The organism is Priestia endophytica (genome assembly GCF_026790145.1).
Classification (GTDB): domain Bacteria; phylum Bacillota; class Bacilli; order Bacillales; family Bacillaceae_H; genus Bacillus_I; species Bacillus_I endophytica_A.
Genome location: NZ_JALAMS010000001.1, coordinates 450,102 through 473,281, shown reverse-complemented (window position 1 = coordinate 473,281; position 23,180 = coordinate 450,102). Strand labels below are relative to the sequence as shown.

Sequence of the window (23,180 nt, the reverse complement as noted above, 5' to 3'; positions counted from 1 at the left end):
TTTTTTATCTCATACGAATAAAAGTTTCTTCTGGTGCATCTTTTGCTTTTTTGATCGTTCGATACGGTGAATAATGACTTTGTTCTTCAAATTCATTACAAATTTGTTTTTCCTCTGATTTGCTTGGGACAATTTCTTTAAAGCGTCTATATGTGCTCATAAGCTGTTCACGTGAAATTCCTTTTTCATATGCTTTTTCAATTGCTTCAAAAAAGCGAACAACATCAACAATTTCATCTGTACTCCAATCAATTGAAATTGGATATTGATATTCCATATCTTTCATCTCCTATCATTTATTTCTCTTTTAACATTGTGCCTCACAATATAGAATAAACGCAACTTCTTTTCATTTTTTAGAACTTCTTTTTATTTTTCCTTTCAAAACGGAAAAGCTATGAAAAAGAGCTTTGCAAACCATTCTATAAGTGCTATAATTCATTTGTTTTTTAAGTTTGATAATTAAGGTGGGATTAGTATATTGTCTTCACAGTTTGAAACACCCCTTTTTACAGGTCTTATTGAGCACGCTAAAAAAGACCCGATTCAATTTCATATTCCAGGTCATAAAAAAGGTCGTGGAATGGATGAAGAATTTCGCTCGTTTATTGGGGAAAATGCCCTTTCTATAGATTTGATTAATATTGCACCGCTTGATGATCTCCATCAGCCAAGCGGAATGATTCAAGAAGCTCAAGAACTTGCTGCTCGCGCTTTTGGAGCTGATCATACATTTTTCTCTGTGCAAGGTACAAGCGGAGCCATTATAGCGATGGTAATGTCTGTTTGTGGACCTGGAGACAAAATTTTAGTTCCACGTAACGTTCATAAATCTGTTATGAGTGCTATTATATTTTCAGGAGCTACACCTGTTTTTATTCATCCTGAAATTGATCCTGATCTAGGAATTTCACACGGCATTACAACAGATGCAGTAGAAAAAGCACTTTATCAGCATCCAGATGCAAAAGCTGTTCTTGTTATTAATCCAACGTATTTTGGAATTGCAGCAGATCTAAAGCGAATTGTTGAGCTTGCTCATTCATTCTCAATTCCTGTTCTTGTTGATGAAGCTCATGGAGTGCACATTCATTTTCATGATGATCTTCCCCTATCAGCTATGCAAGCAGGAGCAGATATGGCTGCCACAAGTGTGCATAAGTTAGGCGGATCTTTGACAGGAAGCTCTATTCTTAATATGAGAGAAGGACTTGTTTCACCAAAGCGTGTTCAGTCCATCTTAAGCATGTTAACAACAACATCAACATCTTATATTTTACTTGCTTCATTAGACGTTGCTCGTAAAAGACTTGCAACAGAAGGAAAAGAGCTTGCAGAGTATGCTATTGACCTTGCTGAGACAGCGCGTAAAAGAATTAATGAAATTGGATATATTCGTTGTATTGGACGTGAAATCCTTGGCACGAAAGCAACGTATGATATGGATCCGACAAAGCTTATTATTTCAATTAAAGAGCTTGGCATTTCAGGCTATGATGCAGAAAAATGGTTGCGTGAACGCTTCAATATTGAAGTAGAACTTTCTGATCTTTATAACTTGCTTTGTATTATTACACCAGGAGATACAATAGAGAATATTAACATGCTTATAGAAGCACTAACAGAACTTGTTAACGAGTGTAAGGACAACGTCCAAAGCTCTGAAGATATCTCTGTGCTCTTACCAGACATCCCTGTGCTCTCTCTAACACCTCGAGATGCTTTTTATGCAGAAACAGAGGTTGTTCCTTTTGAAGAGTCATCAGGACGTATTACAGCTGAATTTATCATGATTTATCCACCAGGGATTCCTATTTTTATTCCTGGAGAAATTATTATGGAAGAAAACCTCCAATATATTAAGAAAAATCTTGAAGAAGGTCTTCCTGTTCAAGGACCTGAAGATCACACATTAAAGACACTTCGAGTCATTAAAGAACATAAAGCAATAAAATAAAAAAAGCTCTGCATTTGCAGAGCTTTTTTATTTTATTATTCTATTATTCTATTTATCTTTTTCCTCACAATATTGGCACGTTCCATAAAGCGTTGATACTTTCTCATCATCAAAATACTCAATTGTGTCACTGCATGTTTGACAAATAATTGTTCCCATCTTATAGCGCTCCTTTTTGCCTTTTGAGGTTATTTTTGAAAACGTTTTATCTTCTTGTTTTCTATAATATTATGTCACATTTAAAATGTCAACGCTTATTTGTATAACACATTAATAAATTTTATAAACCTTTTTCTTTTCAGAACATCAGCCTAGAAAAAAGAAAACACTAAAGTTTGCATACTAAAAAAAGTGATCATAGAGACTGCAGTGAGAAAGAAAGCGCTTTTTTTGTGTTTTAAATACATTTCAGCAATGAGGTATCCCAAATATACGAAAACAATGAAGAGTAGCGCTTTGGCTCCAAGATGGTCTCGATGAGAAAGATGCTCAACAAATGTAAATGTACACCATATAAAAAATTGTAAGATATAAATATGATACAGCACCTTAACCTTCTCCTCCTCTCACCAACAAAACCCTTGTCCTATATATATGCAAGCTTTCTTATTGTATACAAAAAAATCCCTTAGTCATTCGACTAAGGGATTTTTCTTCATCTATCTTATAGCATATGAATTGGAGTACCAAGAGCAACTTCAGCTGCTTCCATTATCTTATAGCATATGAATTGGAGTACCAAGAGCAACTTCAGCTGCTTCCATTGTAATCTCTCCAAGAGTTGGGTGAGCGTGAATTGTTAAAGCAACATCTTCAGCTGTCATACCAGACTCAATTGCAAGGCTAAGTTCTGAAATAATATCAGAAGCGCCACTACCTGCGATTTGAGCACCGATAATTACACCGTCTTCTTTACGAGTGATTAGTTTTAAGAAACCGTCTGTGCTGTTAAGAGAAAGAGCACGTCCATTTGCTGCGAATGGGAATTTCGCTGCTTTGATTTCAATGCCGTCTTCTTTTGCTTGTGCTTCTGTGTAACCAACAGATGCAAGTTCTGGATCTGTGAAGCATACAGCAGGAATTCCAAGATAATCAATCTCAGAAGGTTCGCCGCTAATTGCTTCAGCAGCAATTTTTGCTTCATAAGAAGCTTTGTGTGCTAATGGTGGTCCTTCAACAATATCACCAATTGCGTACACGTTGTTTACATTTGTACGACATTGTTTGTCAATTTTGATAAGACCGCGATCAGTCATTTCAATACCAAGTTGCTCAAGACCAAGCTCGTCAGTATTTGGACGACGACCAACTGTTACAAGAACATAGTCTGCTTCAACAGTTTCTTCTTTTCCGCCTACTTCAAACGTTACTTTTACGCCGTCTTTAGTTTCTTCAACGCCTTTAGCCATAGCTTTTGTATGAACTGTAACGTTTCCTTTTTTCTTAAGTTCACGTTTAACGATTGAAGTCATTTGTTTTTCGAAACCAGCTAAAATATCATCAGCAGCTTCAACAATTGTTACTTCTGTTCCGAAGTTAGCGTAAGCAGTTCCAAGCTCAGTACCGATGTAACCTCCACCGATTACAACAAGCTTTTTAGGAATTTCTTTAAGAGCAAGAGCTCCTGTTGAGTTGATTACGCGCTCAGAGAATTTGAATCCTGGAATTTCAACTGGGCGAGAACCTGTTGCAATGATTACATTTTTGAATGTATATGTTTGCGCAGAGTTTTCGTCCATAACTCGAAGTGTGTTTTGATCTACGAAATAAGCTTCACCTTTTACGATATCCACTTTATTTCCTTTAAGAAGACCTTCAACACCGCCAGTTAGTTTGTTAACAACGCCAGCTTTCCACTCTTGAACTTTTGTGAAGTCAACTTTTACGTTTTCAACTGTGATTCCCATATCTTCAGAATGCTTCGCATGCTCGATACGGTGACCTGCTGTGATAAGAGCTTTTGAAGGAATACAACCAACGTTTAAGCATACTCCACCAAGATTAGCTTTTTCGATAATTGTTACTTTTTGTCCTAATTGTGCTGCACGGATTGCTGCAACGTATCCACCAGGACCTGCTCCAACTACAATAGTATCTGTTTCAATCGGGAAATCTCCTACTACCATGATATTACGCCTCCATTAATAATAGTTCTGGATCGTTAAGTAAACGCTTGATGTTGTTTAATGCATTTTGTGCTGTAGCACCATCAATCATACGGTGGTCAAAGCTTAGAGAAAGAGCTAACACTGGAGCGATAACAATCTCACCGTCCACTACAACTGGTTTCTCAGCAATACGACCAATACCTAAAATAGCTACTTCAGGATGGTTGATAACCGGAGTGAACCATTGTCCACCAGCTGAACCGATGTTTGTGATTGTGCAAGAAGCACCTTTCATTTCTGCACCAGAAAGTTTACCTTCACGCGCTTTAGTTGCTAGGCTGTTGATCTCATCTGAGATAGAGAAAACAGATTTGCGGTCAGCGTGTTTTACAACTGGAACAACAAGACCTTTTTCAGTGTCAGCTGCGATTCCGATGTTGTAGTAATGTTTTTGAACTACTTCATCTGTTGCATCATCAATAGATGTGTTAAGAGCTGGGAACTTCTTAAGAGCAGATGTTAAAGCTTTAACAACGTAAGGTAAGAACGTTAATTTTGTTCCTTGCTCAGCTGCAACTGCTTTGAACTTCTTACGGTGAGCCACAAGTTTTGTTACATCTACTTCGTCCATAAGTGTAACGTGTGGAGCCGTATGCTTAGAGTTCACCATTGCTTTTGCGATTGCACGACGCATGCCGCTCATTTTCTCGCGAGTTTCTGGGAAGTCGCCTTCTGGAGCTACTACTGGTGCACTTGGTGCTGCAGAAGCTGCTTCAGGAGCTTTTTCTTCTGTTTGTGCAGCAGGTTGTGCTCCACCAGATACAAAGCTATCAATATCTTCTTTTAGAATACGACCATTTTTACCGCTACCAGCTACTTGACGGATGTCAATGCCTTTTTCACGAGCATATTTACGTACAGATGGCATTGCGATAACGTTGCGATCAGTATCTACTGCTTCAGTACTAGCTGCTGGTGCACCTTGTACTTCTTCTTTTTTCTCTTCTTTTGGTTCTTCTTTGGAAGAGCTTTCACTATCGCTACCTTTAAATTGTAAGTCTTCGTAGCCAGGTGCGTCAAATGTTACGATAACTTGACCAACTGTCGCAACTTCACCTTCACTAACTTTTAACTCTTCAACTGTTCCGTCTACTGGGGATGGGATTTCAACAACAGCTTTGTCGTTTTGTACTTCTGCAAGTACATCATCCTCACTAATTTTGTCTCCTGGCTTTACGAACCACTTAACGATTTCACCTTCATGGATACCTTCACCGATATCTGGAAGTTTAAATTCAAATGACACGAGCATTCACCTTCCTGTAAGAAATTATGTTTTATGATTTAAAGTACATAGATAAGCACAACAGCTACCTTGGCTGCGCGAAGCAGTCAAGGAAAGCCATTTTGTGCTTTGTTTACTTTATTAGCAATTAAAATTCAAGAACTTCTTTTGCTTTTTCTACGATGTCGTTGTTGTTTGGTAACCAAACACCTTCAGCTTCTGAGAATGGGAATACAGTATCAGGAGCTGCAACACGTAGTACAGGCGCTTCAAGGCTAAGGATAGCGCGGTCGTTGATTTCAGCAACAACGTTAGCACCGATACCTGCTTGTTTTTGAGCTTCTTGAACAACAAGTGCACGACCTGTTTTCTCAACAGAAGCAATAATTGTGTCAATATCTAATGGGCTTACTGTACGAAGGTCAACAACCTCTACAGAGTAGCCTTCTTTTTCAAGTTCTTCAGCTGCTTTTAATGAAGAGTGAACCATTGCACCGTAAGTGATGATAGAAAGGTCTGTTCCTTCACGTTTAACATCAGCTTTTCCGATTTCAATTGTATATTCTTCTTCAGGTACTTCCGCACGGAAAGAACGATACAATTTCATGTGCTCAAGGAAAATAACAGGATCGTTATCACGGATCGCTGCAATTAAAAGTCCTTTTGCATCATATGGAGTTGCTGGAATAACAACTTTAAGACCAGGTTGTTGAGCAACTAATCCTTCTAAGTTATCAGCGTGAAGTTCAGGCGTATGTACTCCACCACCGAATGGAGAACGGATTGTAACTGGAGAAGTCCAACGACCACCAGAACGGTAGCGCATACGAGCCATTTGACCAGAAATTGAATCCATTACTTCGTATACGAAACCGAAGAATTGAATTTCTGGAACTGGACGGAATCCTTCTAGACCAAGGCCAAGCGCAAGACCGCCGATACCAGATTCAGCAAGCGGTGTATCAAATACACGATCTTCGCCGAATTCTTTTTGAAGACCTTCAGTCGCACGGAAAACCCCACCGTTTACACCAACGTCTTCACCGAATACTAAGACGTTTTCATCGTTTTTCATCTCTGTGCGTAATGCATCAGTGATTGCTTGAATCATTGTCATTTGCGCCATGTCTTACTTCGACTCCTTCTCTTGATAAATTTCATATTGTTCCTCTAAATTGTAAGGCATTTTATCATACATGATAGACATTAAATCTGTTACTTTTTGTTTTGGTTCAGCATCAGCTTTTTTGATTGCTTCTTTAATGTCTTCTTTAGCTTGATCAATTACTTCGTTTTCTTTTTCTTCATTCCATAAGCCTTTAGCTTCTAGGAACGCACGGAAACGAACTAGTGGATCTTTTTGCTCCCACTCAGAATCAAGCTCAGCTGTACGGTAGCGAGTTGGATCGTCACCAGCCATTGTATGTGGACCATAACGGTAGCAAAGTGTTTCAATTAATGTTGGGCCTTCGCCACGAACAGCGCGCTCACGAGCTTCGCGAACAGCTGCATATACTGCTAAAGCATCCATTCCGTCTACTTGAATTCCAGGAATACCTGCTGCAACTGCTTTTTGAGCTACAGTGCTTGCTGCAGATTGCTTTTCAACAGGAGTTGAAATTGCGAAACGGTTATTTTGAACAACGAAGATTGCTGGAGCTTTGAATGCACCTGCAAAGTTAATACCTTCGTAGAAATCCCCTTGTGAAGCTCCGCCATCACCAGTGTAAGTGATTGCAACTGCTTCTTTACCGCGCTTTTTAAGTCCAAGAGCAACACCTGCTGTTTGGATATATTGAGCACCGATAATGATTTGTGGAGAAAGCGCATTAAGATCCTCAGGCATTTGGTTACCTTTAAAGTGACCACGAGAGAATAAGAACGCTTGATATAATGGAAGACCGTGCCAGATTAATTGTGGAACATCACGATATCCAGGTAAAATCCAGTCTTGTTTTTCTAATGCAAATTCAGATGCAAGTTGAGAAGCTTCTTGTCCAGCAGTTGGAGCGTAGAAACCTAAACGTCCTTGACGGTTTAAAGAAATTGAACGTTGATCTAAAATACGTGTATAAACCATACGACGCATTAATTCTACTAATTGTTCATCTGTTAAATTAGGCATTGCTGCTTCATTCACAACTTCGCCCTTCTCATTTAGAATTTGAAGCGTTTCAAATTGCTTTGAAATTGCCTCACGCTGCTTATCAAAATTTAAAACTGATTTCTTAGTTTTGGCAGCCATTCTCGTCACCTCTTCCTTTCGTTTTAAACGTTTGCAAATTTAGTGTAAAAAACTAGTGTTAAAATAGTTCCTGTCTTAGAGTAACCAAAAAAGGCAAGCTGAACTCATTTTGTTTTCTAGCTTCTCATTCTTTATGTATTCTTCCCCTATTTTTTTGACAAAAACAGCGTCAGAATGAAAACAAACATTTTGTTGTAACGTTTAACTGTATTAATTCCTATCGAAGAAATAGTAATACAATTTTTTCTTTCCGAGGACTAGTTTACAACAACTATAAAGAATTCGTCAATCTATTTACATCAACATTTTCTACCCTTTTTATTTCCAACTTCCTCTTTCAAAAAACATCCCCTTCTGTACTAATACAACATTGTTCACTGTACTATTATAGTGATCTATTCAACAGACAATGCTCATTACACAGCAGAACGTAATCTCGGCAAAATTCAGGTTATAGCGACAAAATGTACTCTTGTGTATTGTTCACGTAGTTGTTTTTTCCTTTTTTTCCTCCGTGTTATATAAAAGGAAAATCCTTATTTTTAAGATATCTTTTCTTTTTTAATTTTTTTAATACTTATATTTTTTAAAAAAGGCAAGCTTATTTTCTCTCCATAGGCAGCAACCTACACCACATAGAGCATTTGTCATAATGTATAGTAATCCGGTTTTAAACACAATTTTTTAAAGTCGGTAAAGGGATTTAAAAGGAGGAAACAAGATGTACGGTTATGGGGGACACGACTGCTGTGGTTATGAAGGATATAGTTATGGTGGAGAATGTGGAACAAACGATGGATTTGTATTAATTGTTGTTCTATTCATTCTATTAATCATTGTTGGAGCTTCTATATTCTGTTAATTAAATTACAAAGGAGGATGTCTAAAACGGCATTCTCCATTTTTATCGACTTTGAATGTATGCTTTAAAAGGAAGTTGTTACATAATTAAATTGTCAATGTTATAATAGTGTCTTGAGTAAAGGAGTGTGAAAAGATGATTACAATGAATGATATCGTTCGAGACGGACATCCAACGTTAAGACAAGTTGCTGAAGAAGTTCAGCTTCCAGCTTCAGAAGAAGATAAGCAAACGTTACAAAGTCTGTTGCAGTACGTTATTAATAGTCAAAACCCTGATACTGCTGAAAAATACGGGCTTCGTCCTGGTATTGGACTAGCAGCGCCACAAATTAACGTTCCAAAGCGAATGATCGCTGTTCATGTGACAGATGAAAAAGATAAGCTTTACAGCTACGCATTGTTTAATCCAAAGATTGTAAGCCATTCTATTGAGCAGACCTATCTTTCAAGTGGAGAAGGCTGCCTTTCTGTTGATGAAGAGATTCCTGGATATGTTCCTCGCTACAAGCGTGTGACGATAACAGGAACAAATATTAATGGAGAAACGGTCAAGCTTCGACTTAAAGGTCTTCCTGCCGTCGTGTTTCAGCACGAAATCGACCATTTAAATGGTGTCATGTTTTATGACCATATTAATAAGGGAGAGCCATTCACTGCCCCTGATGGATCAACGCCTATTGAATAAAAAAACAGCGCTGCGTTTCAGCGCTGTTTCTCATTAAAGAAGGCCAATCATCTTCAGGCCGTGTAAAATTCCATCCTCACTTACATCTTTCGTTTCATATCGCGCTGCTTCTTTTGTCTCTGACTCCGCATTTCCCATTGCTACTCCGTGCTCTACGTATCCAAGCATTTCAATATCATTTAATCCATCACCAAATGCGTAAACATCTTCTTTGGAAATTTTAAGAGCTTCAATTACTCGCTCAATCCCTTTCGCTTTTGAAGCTCCGCTTGGTAAAATATCTGTTGAAACAGGATGCCAGCGTACAAATTTAAAAGCATCAAACTCTTCTTCATACTGTTTTTCTTCTCCAACTTCACAAAATAAAAGAGCTTGGTAAATCTCACGTGTTAAAAAATAGTCTGGGTCATGCTGTGGATGGGAGAATTTTAATGTGCTTATACTATCCTCAATATATTGGTGATGAGGAGTATTTGCTTTCATATCGTCATGATCCATATATACGACAGGATGTTCTAAGCTAAGAGCTTTGTCTGTCAGTTGACCTAGCGCTTCACGTTGAAGAGGATTCTTATAGAAAACTTCACCGTTCAATACAATGTATTGACCATTGAAGCTTATATAAGAATCAATCTCTAACTCTTCTCTTAATTCTTTAAACATAAATGGCGCTCTTCCTGTTGCAATAGCAACTATGTACCCTTTATCTTTCAGACTTTGCACAGCGCTTTTAGTTGTCTGTGGCAGATTTTTCTCATGGTCAAGTAAAGTTCCGTCAATATCAAAGAAGATAATTTTCTTGCTCATTCATTCATCACCTTGCTCCCTTAGTATATGATTTACCTTATGTTTCTTCTAGCTTCTCACATTAGATATGTCTCTTTCAGTATAACAAAACGCCCTTTCTCAAACAAAATGAGATTGAGTTCTCCAATGTTGCTAAAATAATAAATTCCCAAGATCAACCATGCGAGAAACAGGACAACCTTGCATATAATAGAAATAAACATTTTTGTCATAAGGAGTTGAATCATCTTGCTAAAACGACTGAAAAAACGCCTTGTACGCCAATGGAACGACATGTGGCGTCAGAAAACCATTGCCTAATTTTTTTTATTTTACAGCTGCGACTTCTTCGAAGAAGTCGCATTTTTACTATAATTATTAAAACGCTTTACACGATAGATTGACTTCACGTCAAAAGACAACTAAAATATAGACACAGAGAAACTTTATGTAAGTAAGGGTATACGTTCCCTTCAGTACGGATCAATACATTCACAGAAGCTTTGAGTATTGCTTTTTCTAGAACGCCCTAGCGATATATCAAGCTTTTCATACCAGAAAATGAGCTATAATAGCCTTTTGATTTCCCTGCGATAGGGGTATACATAATTATAAAGTTCTTTGATAGATACTATAGCTATACCTAATAAAGATGCTTCCCATTCTGCTATAATGTATTTTCAGTTAGAAAAAACATTAGATATTAGCGGATTTTATAATATTATAATAAAAAAATGATTTGAATTACGGAATTAAGGAGAGATGAAACAATGATTTTCAAAGTGTATCACCAGCAAGATCGTTATGAAGTACCTGTACGTGAGAAAACACAAACTGTTTATGTAGAAGGTGATTCTGAGCGCGACGTACGCTATAAGCTCAAAGATCATAATATAAACATCGAATTTATCCAACGTATTGAAGGTGCACATCTAGAATATGAACAACAGAACGAAGATTTTAAAGTATTGGAGTTATGATAGAAATGAAATTTGTAAAAAACAATCAAACAGCAGTGTTCGCTTTAGGCGGACTAGGTGAAATCGGGAAAAACACCTATTGCATTCAATTCCAAGACGAAATTATCGTTGTTGATGCTGGAATTAAATTTCCAGAAGATGAACTACTAGGAATTGATTATGTTATTCCTGACTATACCTACTTAATTAAAAACGCAGATAAAATCCGTGGAGTTTTTATCACTCATGGTCATGAAGACCATATTGGAGGAATTCCATACTTATTAAGAGAGCTTAATGTTCCAATCTACGGCGGAAAACTTGCTCTAGGTCTTATTCGCAATAAACTTGAAGAACATGGTTTACTTCGCCGTGCGAAACTTCATGAGATTCATGAAGATGACGTTATTAAGTTCCGCAAAACGTCTGTAACGTTCTTCCGCACAACACACAGTATTCCAGATTCTTATGGAATTGTTATTAAAACACCGAACGGTCAAATTGTTCACACAGGCGATTTTAAATTTGATTTTACTCCTGTAGGTGAACCAGCAAACTTAACTAAGATGGCTGAAATCGGAAAAGACGGAGTTCTTTGCTTACTTTCTGACAGTACGAATAGTGAGGTTCCTAACTTCACAATGTCTGAACGTCGAGTAGGAGAGAGCATTCACGATATCTTCCGCAAAGTTGATGGACGTATTATATTTGCTACATTTGCCTCAAATATCCATCGTCTTCAGCAAGTAACGGAAGCAGCTGTTCAGCACAACCGAAAAATTGCCGTATTTGGCCGAAGCATGGAAGCAGCAATTCAAATTGGTCAAGATTTAGGCTATATTAGTTGCCCTAAAGATACATTTATTGAACCAAATCAAATTAATCGCTTACCTGCAAACAAAGTAACAATTCTTTGTACAGGAAGCCAGGGAGAACCAATGGCGGCTCTTTCTAGAATTGCTAGCGGTACTCACCGTCAAATTCAAATTATCCCTGGAGACACTGTTGTTTTCTCTTCTTCACCAATCCCAGGAAATGCGATTAGCGTAAGTCGTATTATCGATAAGCTTTTCAGAGCAGGTGCTGAAGTTATTCATGGTCCATTCAGCGATATTCATACATCTGGACACGGTGGACAAGAAGAACAAAAACTTATGCTTCGCTTAATTAAACCAAAGTTCTTTATGCCAATTCACGGGGAGTTTAGAATGCAACGCATGCACAACAAACTTGCTCAAGACTGCGGTGTAGAACCTGAGAACTGCTTTATCATGGACAATGGTGAAGTACTTGCGCTAAGTGAAAACGAAGCATCTGTTGCAGGAAAAGTACCATCTGGCTCTGTATATATTGACGGAAATGGTGTTGGCGACATTGGAAATATCGTTTTACGTGATCGCCGCATCCTATCTGAGGAAGGCCTTGTTATTGTCGTTGTAAGCATTAATATGAAAGAATTCAAAATTGCAGCAGGCCCTGATATTATTTCAAGAGGATTTGTATATATGCGTGAATCTGGGGATCTCATTAACGATGCTCAGTCACTTATTACAAAACACCTTAGCAAAGTAATGGAGCGTCGTACAACCCAATGGTCTGAAATTAAAAATGAAATTACGGACACTCTTTCTCCTTTCTTATATGAGAAAACAAAACGTCGTCCAATGATTTTACCAATTATTATGGAAGTGTAATAAAAAAAGACCCTGGATGTCCAGGGTCTTTTTTATGAATCACTAACAAGACGGTTTTCAAAACGATTAATATCCACATCAGCTCCAATAACAATTAAAATGTCTCCTTGACGAATTGTTTCAGATGCTTGAGGAGATACAATGATGTCATGGTTGCGCTTGATAGCGACAATGTTAATCCCGTACTTGGCACGGATGTCTAAATCAATTAAAGAGTTCCCATCTATCTTCTGGCCTGCTACAAGTTCTACAATACTATGTTCTTCTGATAGCTCTAAGTAATCAAGAACAGTGTTTGACATAAGGCTATTGGCAATTCTTCTTCCCATGTCTCGCTCAGGATGCACAATTCGATCTGCGCCAATTTTAGAAAGCACTTTTTCATGATATTCGTTTTGTGCTTTTACCGTAATATGCTCTACACCAAGCTCCTTTAAAATGAGTGTTGTTAAAATACTTGCTTGAATGTTATCTCCAATTGCCACTATGACATTTCCAAAATTACGAATTCCTAAACTTTTTAAGACATTCTCATCTAGAGAATCTCCAATAACAGCATGTGCAGCAATGTTGGCATATTCGTTTACTTTGTCTTCATCAATGTCAATTGCTAGAACTTCCATTCCTTGGTCACTTAATGTTTTACAAATGCTTCCTCCAAAGCGCCCAAGTCCAATAACGGCAAATTCTTTTTTCATTTTGACACCCTCCATTATGTACCGATGTTTCTCATATAAATTTAGCCTATGCTTATTTACTATAAGGGAAAATAGATTAGAAAGCAAAGAAGGAATCTTCAAAAAAAAAGCGTCCAATATGGACACTTTTTTTATTATTCACTTTTTTCTGTTTCGCCAAGCACGCGGTTTACGCGTTTTTCAAGCATCTTCATGCCGCTTCCACCTGCTTGGAAATGACGAAGCTGACCTGTTTTATCGAAAACATAGTATGCTGGAACATATTGATTTTCAAACGAATCTGTTAGCTTATGCTCGCTGTCTACAAAAATAGGCTGCGTAATTTCATGTTCTTTAGCTACTTTTTCGATTTGTTCAACGTTAAGATCATCTTCAGAACGAGGCATATGTACAGCAACAACGTTAAGCTGATCTTTATATTCATCGCGAAACTCGTTTACTTTTGGCATTGCTTCTTTGCACAGATGGCAGCTGATGGACCAAAAGTGAATAAGTGTCGGTTTTTCACCAACTAAATCTTCTTTTGCAACTTGTCCATTTAACCAAGTTGTTGCACCTTCAAGTTCAGGCATTGGAGCACGTAATTTCATCGTTTATTTCCTCCCTATTAACAAGCAGTTCACTTGCAAATTAAGTTTAGAAAGAGGTCTAACGCTCTGTTAGACCTCCATGTCATCATGTATAAATTAAAGAGTTTTTTGACCTGGTTTCCAGTTTGCTGGGCAAAGACCACCAGTTTGAAGTGCTTGAAGAACACGAAGTGTTTCATCAACGTCACGACCAATGTTGTTGTGGTTAACAACCGCATATTGTAATTCACCTTCAGGGTTGATGATGAATAGACCGCGAAGTGCTACACCTTCTTCTTCAATTAACACACCATAGTCACGAGAAACTTGGTGGTTTGTATCAGCAGCTAATGGATAGTTAAGATCTCCAAGACCGTTATCTTTGCGATCTGTGTTAATCCACGCTAAGTGTGTATGGATTGTATCTGTAGAAACCCCTATCACTTCCGCATCAAGGTCTTCAAACTCATCGTAACGATCCGATAAAGCCGTAATTTCTGTTGGACAAACGAAAGTAAAGTCCATTGGATAGAAAAACAATACTGTCCATTTGTCATTTTTCATGTTTTCTTCAAGACTTACTTTACCAAATTCTTTGTTAGCTAGTACTGCTTCCATTTCGAAACGTGGTGCTTGTTTACCTACCATGCGTTCTGCCATTAATAATCCCTCCAACAATATAGTTAAATGAGAATACATAGAAGTTATTCTCATTTACATCTCTTTTCAACAAGTTCAATTATAGAGTAGACAGGGTCACCAGTCAACTGTTAATAGTTAATACTATTTTAAAATAATTTTAAATAACTGACGATTTTAATGAGCTTGTCCATATGAAACAAGCTTAGCTTTTCTCTCTTTATTTTAATACAACCCTCCCCTAACTTTCCAATAATATGATTGATTCTTTTCATACTTATTATGCATGAAACTTTCGTTGACAATTCTACTTAGTAGTTTATCATGGACAAATGAGGGAAAAGGTTAAGAAGTAAATGTTGTGTCCCCTACTGTTTGGACGAGAAAGGATGATTTTATTGTTTGATGTAAATCAGTTTGATTGGGAAGGACTTTTAGTTGATGCAGGACTCATTGCCCTTAAGGTTATTGGGCTATTTATTGCCTTTTATATCGTAAGAGCTATCGGTAGTCGCGTTATGAACAAAGCTTTTCAAGAAGTTGCAAAGCGTAGAAATATTTCAGAAGGCCGGTCCTTAACTTTACATAAGCTAGCCGAAAATATTTTTTCCTATGTTTTAATATTTATGCTTGTTGCCACGCTATTTGGTATTTTTGGTTTACCAATTGCAAGCTTAATCGCTGGAGCAGGTGTTGTTGGACTTGCCATTGGATTTGGAGCCCAGGGGCTTGTCAGTGACGTTGTGACTGGTTTCTTCTTACTGTTAGAGAAACAAATTGATGTGAATGATTATGTAACAGTTGGAAGCTTTGATGGAATTGTTGAATCTGTCGGACTTCGTACAACACAAATTAGAAGCTTTGATGGTACACTAAACTATGTGCCAAACCGTGAAATTACAAGCGTTAGTAATCATTCTCGAGGAAATATGCGTGCGTTGGTTGATATCGGAATTTCTTATGATGATAACATTGATCATGCAATGGAAATTATGCAAGCTGTATGTGACCGTGTAGCCGCTTCTAATCCCCTTGTTGTTGAAGGCCCTAATGTTATAGGAGTTCAAGGTTTAGGAGCCTCTGATGTAGTGCTACGCGTTATTGCTAAAACAGAAAATATGGAACAATGGGGTGTTGAACGTCAGCTTCGTAAAGAAATTAAAGAAGCGTTTGACGAACATAATATTGAAATTCCTTTTCCACACCAAGTTTATATTCACAAAAACCAAGAAGGAACAGAAACATCTTCCTCTTAATGAACAAAAAAGACGTCTTCAAGACGTCTTTTTTGTTTGATGATTATTGTTGGTTAATATGTTGGCTTACTTGCTGACAAAGCTCATCAGCTGTATATCCTGATGCCGTAAGGATTGGGTTTTTTGTTGTTGTATCCATAATTCCCATCACGTTTGATTCGCTTCCTGTGACAACACAGCAGTCACAGCCGTTTGCATCGTTTTCATTATGAAGCTCTACAACTTCATGTCCTTGCTGTCTTAGGGCTTCTGCCACATCTGTTAAGCCATTTTCAACACCAATTCTTGCCATCACTTTCCACCTCCTACATACACGTACTATTTCCTTAAGAGGGGAAAGTTATTCCAATATTTTAGTTTTTTCTCTTTCCTTTATAAGTTACGTAGCGGGATAGAAGAGAAATGGCTTTCTCAATTGCCTCCTCATTTGGCAGAAGCTTTGAATGATGAAGGCCATTTTCTGAATCAACACCAAGCCAAAACATAACTCCAGGAATTTCTTTTAACATATAACCAAAATCTTCTCCTGTCATTGCTTCCTTGCAATGAACAAGGGAAATTTCTTCATCTTTTTGAATGAAATCCATAAATTCTTTTGCAAGGTTTTCATCATTATATACTTGGTGATACATCGCTCCGTAATCGATTGTTGCTTTGCACTCATAGCCAGTTTCTATACCTTTTACAATAGCTTCAATTCGATGTTTTACCTTTTGCATTGCTTCTGATGAAAGAGTACGAATTGTTCCTTCAATACGCGCATTTTCTGCAATTACGTTTTGAACTGTGCCACCTGTAATTTTACCAATAGTAATAACTGCACTATCTAGTGGATCTACATTACGCGCGACAATGCTCTGCAACTGTGTTACTAAAGAACAAGAGGCAACAACCATATCATTTGTAAGATGTGGATATGCAGCATGTCCGCCGCGTCCCTTTAAATCAATAAAAAGCTCTGACGTGTTAGCAAACAAAAGGCCTGGTTTCGTTGCAACCGTTCCAACAGGATATTCAGGAGCAATATGAAGAGCAAAAATAATATCTGGTTTCCATTCTAGCATTTCTTCGCTCTTTAGCATTGGCTCTGCTCCACCTGGTCCTTCCTCTGCTGGTTGAAAAATAAATACCATATTATCCTCAATTGGATTTTCAACAACATATGTAAGAAGGCCCAAACCAATGCTCATATGAAAGTCATGTCCGCATGCATGCATATTTCCTTCATGTTCTGAAGAAAATGGTAGATTGGTTTCTTCTGTAATTGGTAAACCATCAATATCTGCTCTGTACCCAATCGTTTTTGACGGATTTAATCCTTTAACACGTACGAAAAGCCCTGTTTTCCAAGGTTTGATTTCGACCCTTTCAACTGGAAGAGTTTGCAAATACGTCAGTAAGTAGCGCTGTGTTTTAAATTCTTGAAAGCCAAGCTCAGGAATTTTATGTAGATCACGACGAATTTTTATAAACTGATTCATGTCTCAACATCCTTTAATATAAAATGGCGATGAAAATAAACAGAAAGGAAAGCGTGGCAAATAAGCATACCACGCTTTCCTTCTTAAAATGAGCTTCTTCTAACTCTTATTTAGTTTTCTTCGTTAAGTTGACGAAGCTCTTGCTTGATCTCAGTTTTTGATTTTGTTTTTTCATCAATTTTCTTAATTACGCGTGCTGGAGTTCCAGCTACAACAGAAAATGGAGGAACATCTTCAACAACAACAGCTCCTGCTGCAACAACAGAACCTTCACCAACTGTTACGCCTTCAAGAACAACTGCATTTGCTCCGATTACAACGTCGTCTTCAACAATAACAGGTTTTGCTGAAGGAGGCTCAATAACGCCAGCTAAAACAGCGCCAGCTCCAATGTGACAGTTCTTACCTGTCGTAGCACGACCACCCATTACAACGTTCATGTCAATCATTGTACCTTCACCGATTACACAACCGATGTTAATAGAAGCACCCATCATAATAACGGCATTATCACCGATTTCAACTTGGTCACGAATAATTGCACCTGGCTCAATACGTGCTTTCACACCTTTAAGATCTAATAAAGGAATAGCAGAGTTGCGACGATCGTTTTCTAATACGTAGTCTTCGATTTTTCCTTCATTGCTTTCAAGAACTGTTTTAATATCTTTCCATTCACCAAATACAACGCCTGTATTGCCTGTAATAAAAGCCTTTGAAGCACCAAAGTCAATTGACTCTAGCTCACCTTTCACATAAACTTTCACAGGTGTTGATTTTGTGCTGTTTTGAATAAATGAAATAATTTCATTTGCATCCATCATTTTCATCCTTAGTTCCTCCTTAAAATGCTTATGTATTTGTTTAATGTAACAAATCCAACCTAAGTTGACAAGCTTTATTCACTTCTCTTAAACCTAGAATGTGTTAAGGTGAACATTCTTTCCCTTTGCTTAATGAAGAACAAACATATCTTTTTTGCATCCAACATATTTGCTTTCATACAACCCTGCAACCATGAAATCTTGTTCACCATTTGCCACACGGAATCCGTGTCCTTTAACAGTTTCACACTGATGAAGAGCACTGTTATAAACATCAACAGAATAAATATTAGAGAAGCCTTGTCTATTTTGAGTAGATGATGCATAAATTTCGCCATTATGTTCTGATAAATCTAAATAGCAAGACTCTGTTCCAGGGCTCTTACATTCTTTAAAAATCCATCTCTCCATGGTAAGGATTGGCGTATATTCAATTTTCCCCCGTCTTCCTTTACTTGATCCTTTTGCAGCTACTAAATAGCTATCATTTAAAGTAAGAAGAGATGAAATCATCGCTTTTTCCTCTTTGTTAATATGTGTGAGACTTCCTGTTTTTAAACTATACATCCATATCCCACCGTACAGGCTATGAATCTGTGTTCCAATAAATAGAAAATGACTTGTAATACAGAGTGAACGAATCGTTGGCTTGTTTTTCAGATTCTCAAAAGGCTTAATTGTTCGCCAAGAAACACCCGCATTCTCCGAAAGGTAGATCGTATGCTGACCATGAGTAGCGACGATATTCTCGTCGCTACCTGTAACAGACCATACTCTTGCTTTTGTTGGTAAGTGCGCAAGGTTCCACCTTTCTCCACTATCCGTTCCTTTAATCATTGTGCCATCGTCACCAACTCCAAAGAGATTGCCACCGACTTTTTTTAAACTTAAAATACGATTTCCAATTGTTAGCACTTTCTTAAATTGACCGTTATAAAAACGATAAATTCCTTCTCCTTTTACAGCTAAGTAATAACTCCCTTCTCCATCGTATACAACAGAGGTAGCTCCTTTATGAAACATGGAAATCCACTTTTCCTTTCTCTACCCATTTCAAAAAGTTTCTAGCAAATGTTTGGCATTCTAAAATCTGCTCATCTGTTTCTGGATAAAGCTCGATCTTCAGCTTTTCAGAGAAGACGTCGCCACCAGCTTCTAAAGCTCGCTCTGCAAATAAATTTACAGCTTCACAATACTGAGGATAGTCTCGATCACCAGAGCCAAAGCAGCCAATTTTCTGACCTTGTAGCGTACCCTTCTCAAGCTCATCGTAAAAATCTTCTGCCTCATATGGTAAATCTCCATCTCCCCATGTATAAGAACCAATTAAAATATTGTCATAGTTTTCTATATCTTCAATAGATATCTCATCCATAAATGCGTAAGAAACATTTTGCCCTTCACTTTCCAATGTTTCTTTTAATATTGTTGCGATATCTTCTGTATTTCCCGACATACTTACAAATGTAATAAGCGTACGGCTCATTTCCATCACCTCTTGTAATTGATAATGATTATCATATGTTCATATTATTGAAAATGATTATCATTGTCAACATTATTTCTTTATTCTTTCTTCCTATAAAAAAAAGCTTGCCTGTTATTCAGGCAAACTTATACACCTTTATATTCTGATATTACTTCTAAAAAAGCTTGTACTTGCTTTAATTTAAAGGAAGAGTCATAGCCAAGAAGCCACGTATCTCTTGCGATAGGCTTTCCTTTTTCATCTAACAGTGGAAGCTTATAAACAGAGTCATCTTCTTCCTTTAGAGATACAGAAGGTAATATCGCATACCCAATTCCATGTAAAGCCATTTGTTTACACGTTTCAATCTGGTCTACTACAATTGTTCTCTTTGGACTCGTTTGAAATTGAGTATGCCACCAGTCCTGAATTTCTTGATAATACGTTGAGTCACTTTTAAACTGGATAAAAGGTTTCTCTGTTTTTAAAACATCTTGGAATTCTTGAATTTCTGTATCAACAAGATAGAGCTGATCTGTAAGAAGGTACTCTTTAACTCCCTTCCAATCAGGGTTCCCTCTGATAATGCCAAGGTGCACGCTATCATCATACACATATTGCAACATTTCACTACTCCAGCCTGTTACAAGCGAGATTGTCACGTGCGGATATTTTCTTACAAACTCTTTTAGTACATTTGGAAGCCAGTGCTGACCGATAATGGATGCAACAGCAAGCTTTAATGTTCCATGGACTTCTGTTTGCAAAGAGCCGAGCTCTTCTTTTACTTTTTCTTCTTTCTCGACCATCTCAGTTGCAAACTCAATAATTTTTTCTCCTGCTGGTGTAAGGGCAAGTCCTTTTTGTGAGCGTATAAAAATTTGAGTTTCCCAAGCCTTTTCAATTGTTTGTAAACGCTGTGAGAGCGCCGGCTGTGAAACGAAAAGCCGCTGAGATGCTCTGCGCATATTAAGCTCTTGTGCTAACACAACGAGCATTTTACATTCAACAAGCTGCATAATTCTCCTCAATTTCTTTTGTTTTTATTTATTATAGTCTTTCAAATAATTTTTGAACATATAAAAGCAAAAAAGGCAAGCGAATATGTCTTATTCACTTGCCTTTCTTCACTCTATTATTCTGTATTATATGTATTGCTATGATAATTCTCGTAAACGACTATATAAAGAAGCAATTTCTTGATATTGCTTTGTTTCTACTGTTTTTAATCCATGTTCAATATCTACAAGATGACTGCTTACAACTTCTAATGCATATCCTTGTTCAAATAATATATGAAGTAAAAGCTGCTCTTCTTCCTTTGCAAGCGAAGCTGTCGCCTTCATTCGTCTCCCCCCTCTCTTATCCTATATATAAAAGTCTAAAAGGTCTATATCGCTCTGTCAATATAACATCTTGGCATTTCATTCCTCTTTTCCTGAGCTCTTTCTACATTTTTCGACGCATACAAAAAAGAGCCAAAACAAATGTTTTCGCTCTTTTTAAACTTTATGAAAAAATATAACATATAACCTTTTTTTCACAAAAAGCTTTTTTAAAATATTTCTTATACAAGTTGAAGTAAATCAAAGATTTCAATTGTGATAATATCAATATTATCGAACTCATACGTTTTAGGCTTTTCACCTTTGTTGAATACTTTTAATTCAAAAAGGTCCCCTTTTGCTTCATATGTAACGCTACAGATGCGCTCTCCGTTTATTTCAAAAAAGCGCTGTGGCTTTTCAAGCGTTTCTGTTTGGTTTTTCAAGCTTTCTAATCGGCTAATAATCGCTTTTAATTGTGACATTTTTAAACTCCCTTATGTTTATTTATTGTTATTCATTATCGTTTGGCAGAATACGAACAGTCATTCTTCTTTTCATTCCACCTATAACGGTGCTAAGCTATGATAACATGTACCACATTAAAAATCACCTTAAGGAGGAACAAAAATGAAAAAAGTAGAATTATACACTCAACAAGATTGCCCACCATGTCACATTGTAAAACAGTTTTTAACACATCACAACATTTCATTTATAGAATTTGATATAAAACGTGATGCAAAAGCGCGAAAACACATGATAAATACGTTAGGCTCTTTTTCTACTCCAACCGTTGTTGTGGAAGATGAAGTTGTGACTGGCTTTAATATTGAAAAACTTGAACAGCTTCTATTATAAACAGTATTACCCTTATTATGAAACAGAAGACTATAAAATATAAAATCCCCTTACCTAAAAAGGAAAGGGGTGACATTTATAAGAGCGCATCTTTTTCATATAAGTAATCATAAGACAAGTCTATAAACAAATACTGTGTTTGACCGAGCGGGAACGAAAACGTACGGACGGTTTCACCTACTTCAATATCGCTGTACAAGTCTGAAAGAATTCCGCGCTGATTCAAGCTCATTTTCATTACATTTTCTAAGAAGTAAGGACGCCAGCTCCAGTTTTTATGAAGATATTCAGGCTGAAAAATCCATTCTCCTTCTCTTTTTAATCTGTTCCCTGAAAGCTGAAAACCATTTTCATCGCAAACGTACATTCGAAAGCACATTTTATCAAGCTCCTCACACATAAAAGCTAAAAGCTCGTCATATGTTTCGTAATGCTTATGCTTAGATAACACATCTTCGACTTTTCGATGAATTTTATTTGTTAATTCATGAAGAAAACGTAACTTCTTTTTTTCATGATTAATAAACATTTCAAATTGATTTTTTAATTTTTCTTTTAAAATCCCTTGCTCAACTCGTTTTCTTTCTGGTTTATGTAAGTAAAACCCTTGAAAATACCTTCCTCCATTTCGCCATGCATATTGGAGCTGGAAAGAAGACTCAATATCTTCATAAAGAAGGGTTGCTCCTATCTTATGAGCAAGCATTGAAAGAGAATATAAAACATCGCGGTACGACTGTGGAACAGATGTTTTTAGAAGCATATGTAAATCAACTTTTAAAATATCTGGCTGAAGCAAACCAATACGGTCTAAATTACTTCCTTCTTTTCCGATATTATCTACAGCAAGTTTAATACCATATGTACGATAGTATAAAAGTAAATGCTGAAGATGATCAATCTCTCCTTCAAAATTATGTTCCGTAATTTCCATCACAATACGAGAAAGGGAGAGTCCTTTTTCTTCATACGTTCTTAAAATTGAAAGAAGCTCTTCTCCATGATCAAGCATTAGCAAGTTCGGGTTTTGATTAAAAAACAAAAGATAAGGCTCTTCACTTTCTACAGCATCTTCCAGAACTTGCACAATAATTGATTTTTGTACTTCATTTCGATATTCTTCTGGAATTGTTTGGTCATAAAAAAAAGACCCTAAGCTTACAACCTCACCATTGTTATCAAAGCGAGCTAATGCTTCATAACCAACAACTCGGTGTTCATCCGCACTAAATATAGCTTGGTAATAAGGGAAAACTTTGTCCATGTTTGTTAGGATGTCAAGTGGATCCATTATGAACACCTCCTTTAGTTTTAATGTTAACAAATAGTATAATATGAGTTTTATATTTGCGCTAGTATATTATCTCACCATTTTTCATTTTTTAAGAAAAAAATGAAAAATAAAAATAAACAATTATCTTCTCTGTCCTTATTTAAATATCCTACATCTAAATAAATAAAAAACAAGGTGTGTTA

At 37.0% G+C, this 23,180-nt stretch carries 26 protein-coding genes; 7 read left to right on the top strand and 19 right to left on the bottom strand.

The features are described from left to right. Positions 1-4: 4 nt before the first annotated feature. Positions 5-277, bottom strand: coding sequence for a UPF0223 family protein (locus MOC86_RS02420; RefSeq protein WP_268582556.1), 273 nt, complete (start codon positions 275-277; stop codon positions 5-7). Positions 278-481: 204 nt separating this feature from the next. Here MOC86_RS02420 and MOC86_RS02415 point away from each other — a divergent pair, with 204 nt between their 5' ends. Then, positions 482-1,957, top strand: coding sequence for an aminotransferase class I/II-fold pyridoxal phosphate-dependent enzyme (locus MOC86_RS02415; protein ID WP_268582555.1), 1,476 nt, complete (start codon positions 482-484; stop codon positions 1,955-1,957). Positions 1,958-2,005: 48 nt separating this feature from the next. Here the strand turns inward: MOC86_RS02415 and MOC86_RS02410 are convergent, their stop codons facing one another. From MOC86_RS02410 to pdhA, 5 genes are all read right to left on the bottom strand, one after another. After that, positions 2,006-2,116: a GapA-binding peptide SR1P gene (locus MOC86_RS02410; protein WP_019392999.1), complete on the bottom strand. Its 111-nt coding sequence runs from the start codon at positions 2,114-2,116 to the stop codon at positions 2,006-2,008. Between the two features lie 557 nt (positions 2,117-2,673). Continuing rightward, a complete protein-coding gene (lpdA, locus tag MOC86_RS02405) occupies positions 2,674-4,083 on the bottom strand; it encodes a dihydrolipoyl dehydrogenase (RefSeq protein ID WP_243513790.1) in 1,410 nt (469 codons plus the stop codon). A gap of 4 nt (positions 4,084-4,087) precedes the next feature. After that, complete coding sequence (locus MOC86_RS02400) at positions 4,088-5,371, bottom strand: dihydrolipoamide acetyltransferase family protein (protein WP_268582554.1); 1,284 nt, start codon at positions 5,369-5,371, stop codon at positions 4,088-4,090. Between the two features lie 127 nt (positions 5,372-5,498). After that, a complete protein-coding gene (locus MOC86_RS02395; protein ID WP_243513804.1) occupies positions 5,499-6,476 on the bottom strand; it encodes an alpha-ketoacid dehydrogenase subunit beta in 978 nt (325 codons plus the stop codon). A 3-nt stretch (positions 6,477-6,479) separates the two neighbouring features. Then, a complete protein-coding gene (gene pdhA, locus MOC86_RS02390; RefSeq protein ID WP_061803546.1) occupies positions 6,480-7,595 on the bottom strand; it encodes a pyruvate dehydrogenase (acetyl-transferring) E1 component subunit alpha in 1,116 nt (371 codons plus the stop codon). A gap of 721 nt (positions 7,596-8,316) precedes the next feature. On the opposite strand from pdhA, the gene MOC86_RS02385 reads away from it, so the two are divergent. Together MOC86_RS02385 and def are read left to right on the top strand one after the other, a co-directional pair. Then, positions 8,317-8,457, top strand: a complete 141-nt coding sequence (locus MOC86_RS02385; protein WP_019392993.1) for a YjcZ family sporulation protein — start codon at positions 8,317-8,319, stop codon at positions 8,455-8,457. Between the two features lie 135 nt (positions 8,458-8,592). Continuing rightward, complete coding sequence (gene def, locus MOC86_RS02380; RefSeq protein WP_268582553.1) at positions 8,593-9,144, top strand: peptide deformylase; 552 nt, start codon at positions 8,593-8,595, stop codon at positions 9,142-9,144. Between the two features lie 33 nt (positions 9,145-9,177). Here the strand turns inward: def and MOC86_RS02375 are convergent, their stop codons facing one another. Beyond that, the gene (locus tag MOC86_RS02375; protein ID WP_268582552.1) at positions 9,178-9,951 is read right to left on the bottom strand and encodes a Cof-type HAD-IIB family hydrolase; all 774 of its coding nucleotides are present in this window, start codon (positions 9,949-9,951) and stop codon (positions 9,178-9,180) included. A 749-nt stretch (positions 9,952-10,700) separates the two neighbouring features. Between MOC86_RS02375 and MOC86_RS02370 the strand changes: the two genes are divergently transcribed. Further along, complete coding sequence (locus MOC86_RS02370) at positions 10,701-10,910, top strand: DNA-dependent RNA polymerase subunit epsilon (protein WP_061803542.1); 210 nt, start codon at positions 10,701-10,703, stop codon at positions 10,908-10,910. A gap of 5 nt (positions 10,911-10,915) precedes the next feature. Beyond that, complete coding sequence (gene rnjA / locus MOC86_RS02365; protein ID WP_061803541.1) at positions 10,916-12,583, top strand: ribonuclease J1; 1,668 nt, start codon at positions 10,916-10,918, stop codon at positions 12,581-12,583. Between the two features lie 32 nt (positions 12,584-12,615). Here rnjA and MOC86_RS02360 read toward each other — a convergent pair whose 3' ends face one another. The 3 genes from MOC86_RS02360 to ahpA all read right to left on the bottom strand — a co-directional run bounded on the left by MOC86_RS02360 (position 12,616) and on the right by ahpA (position 14,510). Continuing rightward, entirely contained in the window at positions 12,616-13,281 is a 666-nt protein-coding gene (locus tag MOC86_RS02360) for a potassium channel family protein (protein WP_061803540.1), read from the bottom strand. A gap of 134 nt (positions 13,282-13,415) precedes the next feature. Beyond that, complete coding sequence (locus MOC86_RS02355) at positions 13,416-13,871, bottom strand: TlpA family protein disulfide reductase (RefSeq protein WP_268582551.1); 456 nt, start codon at positions 13,869-13,871, stop codon at positions 13,416-13,418. Between the two features lie 96 nt (positions 13,872-13,967). After that, positions 13,968-14,510, bottom strand: a complete 543-nt coding sequence (gene ahpA, locus MOC86_RS02350; protein ID WP_234962136.1) for a biofilm-specific peroxidase AhpA — start codon at positions 14,508-14,510, stop codon at positions 13,968-13,970. Between the two features lie 377 nt (positions 14,511-14,887). On the opposite strand from ahpA, the gene MOC86_RS02345 reads away from it, so the two are divergent. Then, the gene (locus MOC86_RS02345) at positions 14,888-15,745 is read left to right on the top strand and encodes a mechanosensitive ion channel family protein (protein WP_268582861.1); all 858 of its coding nucleotides are present in this window, start codon (positions 14,888-14,890) and stop codon (positions 15,743-15,745) included. 43 nt (positions 15,746-15,788) lie between these two features. On the opposite strand, the gene MOC86_RS02340 is transcribed toward MOC86_RS02345, so the two are convergent. The 8 genes from MOC86_RS02340 to MOC86_RS02305 form a co-directional block, all read right to left on the bottom strand. After that, positions 15,789-16,037 (bottom strand): YkuS family protein, encoded by a 249-nt coding sequence (locus MOC86_RS02340; RefSeq protein WP_268582550.1) that lies wholly within the window; start codon positions 16,035-16,037, stop codon positions 15,789-15,791. A 61-nt stretch (positions 16,038-16,098) separates the two neighbouring features. After that, positions 16,099-17,226, bottom strand: coding sequence for an N-acetyldiaminopimelate deacetylase (locus MOC86_RS02335; protein WP_268582549.1), 1,128 nt, complete (start codon positions 17,224-17,226; stop codon positions 16,099-16,101). 110 nt (positions 17,227-17,336) lie between these two features. Then, positions 17,337-18,056: a 2,3,4,5-tetrahydropyridine-2,6-dicarboxylate N-acetyltransferase gene (gene dapD / locus MOC86_RS02330; protein ID WP_019392982.1), complete on the bottom strand. Its 720-nt coding sequence runs from the start codon at positions 18,054-18,056 to the stop codon at positions 17,337-17,339. A 123-nt stretch (positions 18,057-18,179) separates the two neighbouring features. Further along, positions 18,180-19,073, bottom strand: a complete 894-nt coding sequence (locus MOC86_RS02325; protein WP_268582548.1) for a WD40/YVTN/BNR-like repeat-containing protein — start codon at positions 19,071-19,073, stop codon at positions 18,180-18,182. Next, positions 19,063-19,536, bottom strand: coding sequence for a flavodoxin (locus tag MOC86_RS02320; RefSeq protein WP_268582547.1), 474 nt, complete (start codon positions 19,534-19,536; stop codon positions 19,063-19,065). The genes MOC86_RS02325 and MOC86_RS02320 overlap by 11 nt, the downstream gene beginning before the upstream one ends. Positions 19,537-19,664: 128 nt before the next feature. Beyond that, positions 19,665-20,537, bottom strand: a complete 873-nt coding sequence (locus MOC86_RS02315; protein ID WP_243513824.1) for a LysR family transcriptional regulator — start codon at positions 20,535-20,537, stop codon at positions 19,665-19,667. A gap of 138 nt (positions 20,538-20,675) precedes the next feature. Continuing rightward, positions 20,676-20,864, bottom strand: coding sequence for an antirepressor AbbA (abbA, locus tag MOC86_RS02310; protein WP_019392978.1), 189 nt, complete (start codon positions 20,862-20,864; stop codon positions 20,676-20,678). 221 nt (positions 20,865-21,085) lie between these two features. Continuing rightward, positions 21,086-21,328 (bottom strand): DUF1797 family protein, encoded by a 243-nt coding sequence (locus tag MOC86_RS02305; protein WP_019392977.1) that lies wholly within the window; start codon positions 21,326-21,328, stop codon positions 21,086-21,088. A gap of 145 nt (positions 21,329-21,473) precedes the next feature. Here MOC86_RS02305 and MOC86_RS02300 point away from each other — a divergent pair, with 145 nt between their 5' ends. Further along, on the top strand, positions 21,474-21,704 hold the full coding sequence (locus MOC86_RS02300) for a glutaredoxin domain-containing protein (protein ID WP_061803531.1): 231 nt from the start codon (positions 21,474-21,476) through the stop codon (positions 21,702-21,704). Positions 21,705-21,780: 76 nt separating this feature from the next. On the opposite strand, the gene MOC86_RS02295 is transcribed toward MOC86_RS02300, so the two are convergent. Beyond that, a complete protein-coding gene (locus MOC86_RS02295) occupies positions 21,781-22,998 on the bottom strand; it encodes an EAL domain-containing protein (RefSeq protein WP_268582860.1) in 1,218 nt (405 codons plus the stop codon). Positions 22,999-23,180: the final 182 nt, after the last annotated feature.

Bases quoted from the DNA above. Each gene is read 5' to 3' on its own strand.
- MOC86_RS02360 (WP_061803540.1), bottom strand. From the start codon at position 13,281: ATGAAAAAAGAATTTGCCGTTATTGGACTTGGGCGCTTTGGAGGAAGC.
- dapD (WP_019392982.1), bottom strand. From the start codon at position 18,056: ATGAAAATGATGGATGCAAATGAAATTATTTCATTTATTCAAAACAGC.
- MOC86_RS02335 (WP_268582549.1), bottom strand. From the start codon at position 17,226: ATGAATCAGTTTATAAAAATTCGTCGTGATCTACATAAAATTCCTGAG.
- MOC86_RS02300 (WP_061803531.1), top strand. From the start codon at position 21,474: ATGAAAAAAGTAGAATTATACACTCAACAAGATTGCCCACCATGTCAC.
- lpdA (WP_243513790.1), bottom strand. From the start codon at position 4,083: ATGGTAGTAGGAGATTTCCCGATTGAAACAGATACTATTGTAGTTGGA.
- MOC86_RS02305 (WP_019392977.1), bottom strand. From the start codon at position 21,328: ATGTCACAATTAAAAGCGATTATTAGCCGATTAGAAAGCTTGAAAAAC.
- MOC86_RS02355 (WP_268582551.1), bottom strand. From the start codon at position 13,871: ATGAAATTACGTGCTCCAATGCCTGAACTTGAAGGTGCAACAACTTGG.
- MOC86_RS02320 (WP_268582547.1), bottom strand. From the start codon at position 19,536: ATGAGCCGTACGCTTATTACATTTGTAAGTATGTCGGGAAATACAGAA.
- MOC86_RS02370 (WP_061803542.1), top strand. From the start codon at position 10,701: ATGATTTTCAAAGTGTATCACCAGCAAGATCGTTATGAAGTACCTGTA.
- abbA (WP_019392978.1), bottom strand. From the start codon at position 20,864: ATGAAGGCGACAGCTTCGCTTGCAAAGGAAGAAGAGCAGCTTTTACTT.
- MOC86_RS02410 (WP_019392999.1), bottom strand. From the start codon at position 2,116: ATGGGAACAATTATTTGTCAAACATGCAGTGACACAATTGAGTATTTT.
- MOC86_RS02385 (WP_019392993.1), top strand. From the start codon at position 8,317: ATGTACGGTTATGGGGGACACGACTGCTGTGGTTATGAAGGATATAGT.
- MOC86_RS02340 (WP_268582550.1), bottom strand. From the start codon at position 16,037: ATGGCAAGAATTGGTGTTGAAAATGGCTTAACAGATGTGGCAGAAGCC.
- MOC86_RS02315 (WP_243513824.1), bottom strand. From the start codon at position 20,537: ATGCAGCTTGTTGAATGTAAAATGCTCGTTGTGTTAGCACAAGAGCTT.
- MOC86_RS02395 (WP_243513804.1), bottom strand. From the start codon at position 6,476: ATGGCGCAAATGACAATGATTCAAGCAATCACTGATGCATTACGCACA.
- rnjA (WP_061803541.1), top strand. From the start codon at position 10,916: ATGAAATTTGTAAAAAACAATCAAACAGCAGTGTTCGCTTTAGGCGGA.
- MOC86_RS02420 (WP_268582556.1), bottom strand. From the start codon at position 277: ATGGAATATCAATATCCAATTTCAATTGATTGGAGTACAGATGAAATT.
- MOC86_RS02325 (WP_268582548.1), bottom strand. From the start codon at position 19,073: ATGTTTCATAAAGGAGCTACCTCTGTTGTATACGATGGAGAAGGGAGT.
- MOC86_RS02375 (WP_268582552.1), bottom strand. From the start codon at position 9,951: ATGAGCAAGAAAATTATCTTCTTTGATATTGACGGAACTTTACTTGAC.
- def (WP_268582553.1), top strand. From the start codon at position 8,593: ATGATTACAATGAATGATATCGTTCGAGACGGACATCCAACGTTAAGA.
- ahpA (WP_234962136.1), bottom strand. From the start codon at position 14,510: ATGGCAGAACGCATGGTAGGTAAACAAGCACCACGTTTCGAAATGGAA.
- pdhA (WP_061803546.1), bottom strand. From the start codon at position 7,595: ATGGCTGCCAAAACTAAGAAATCAGTTTTAAATTTTGATAAGCAGCGT.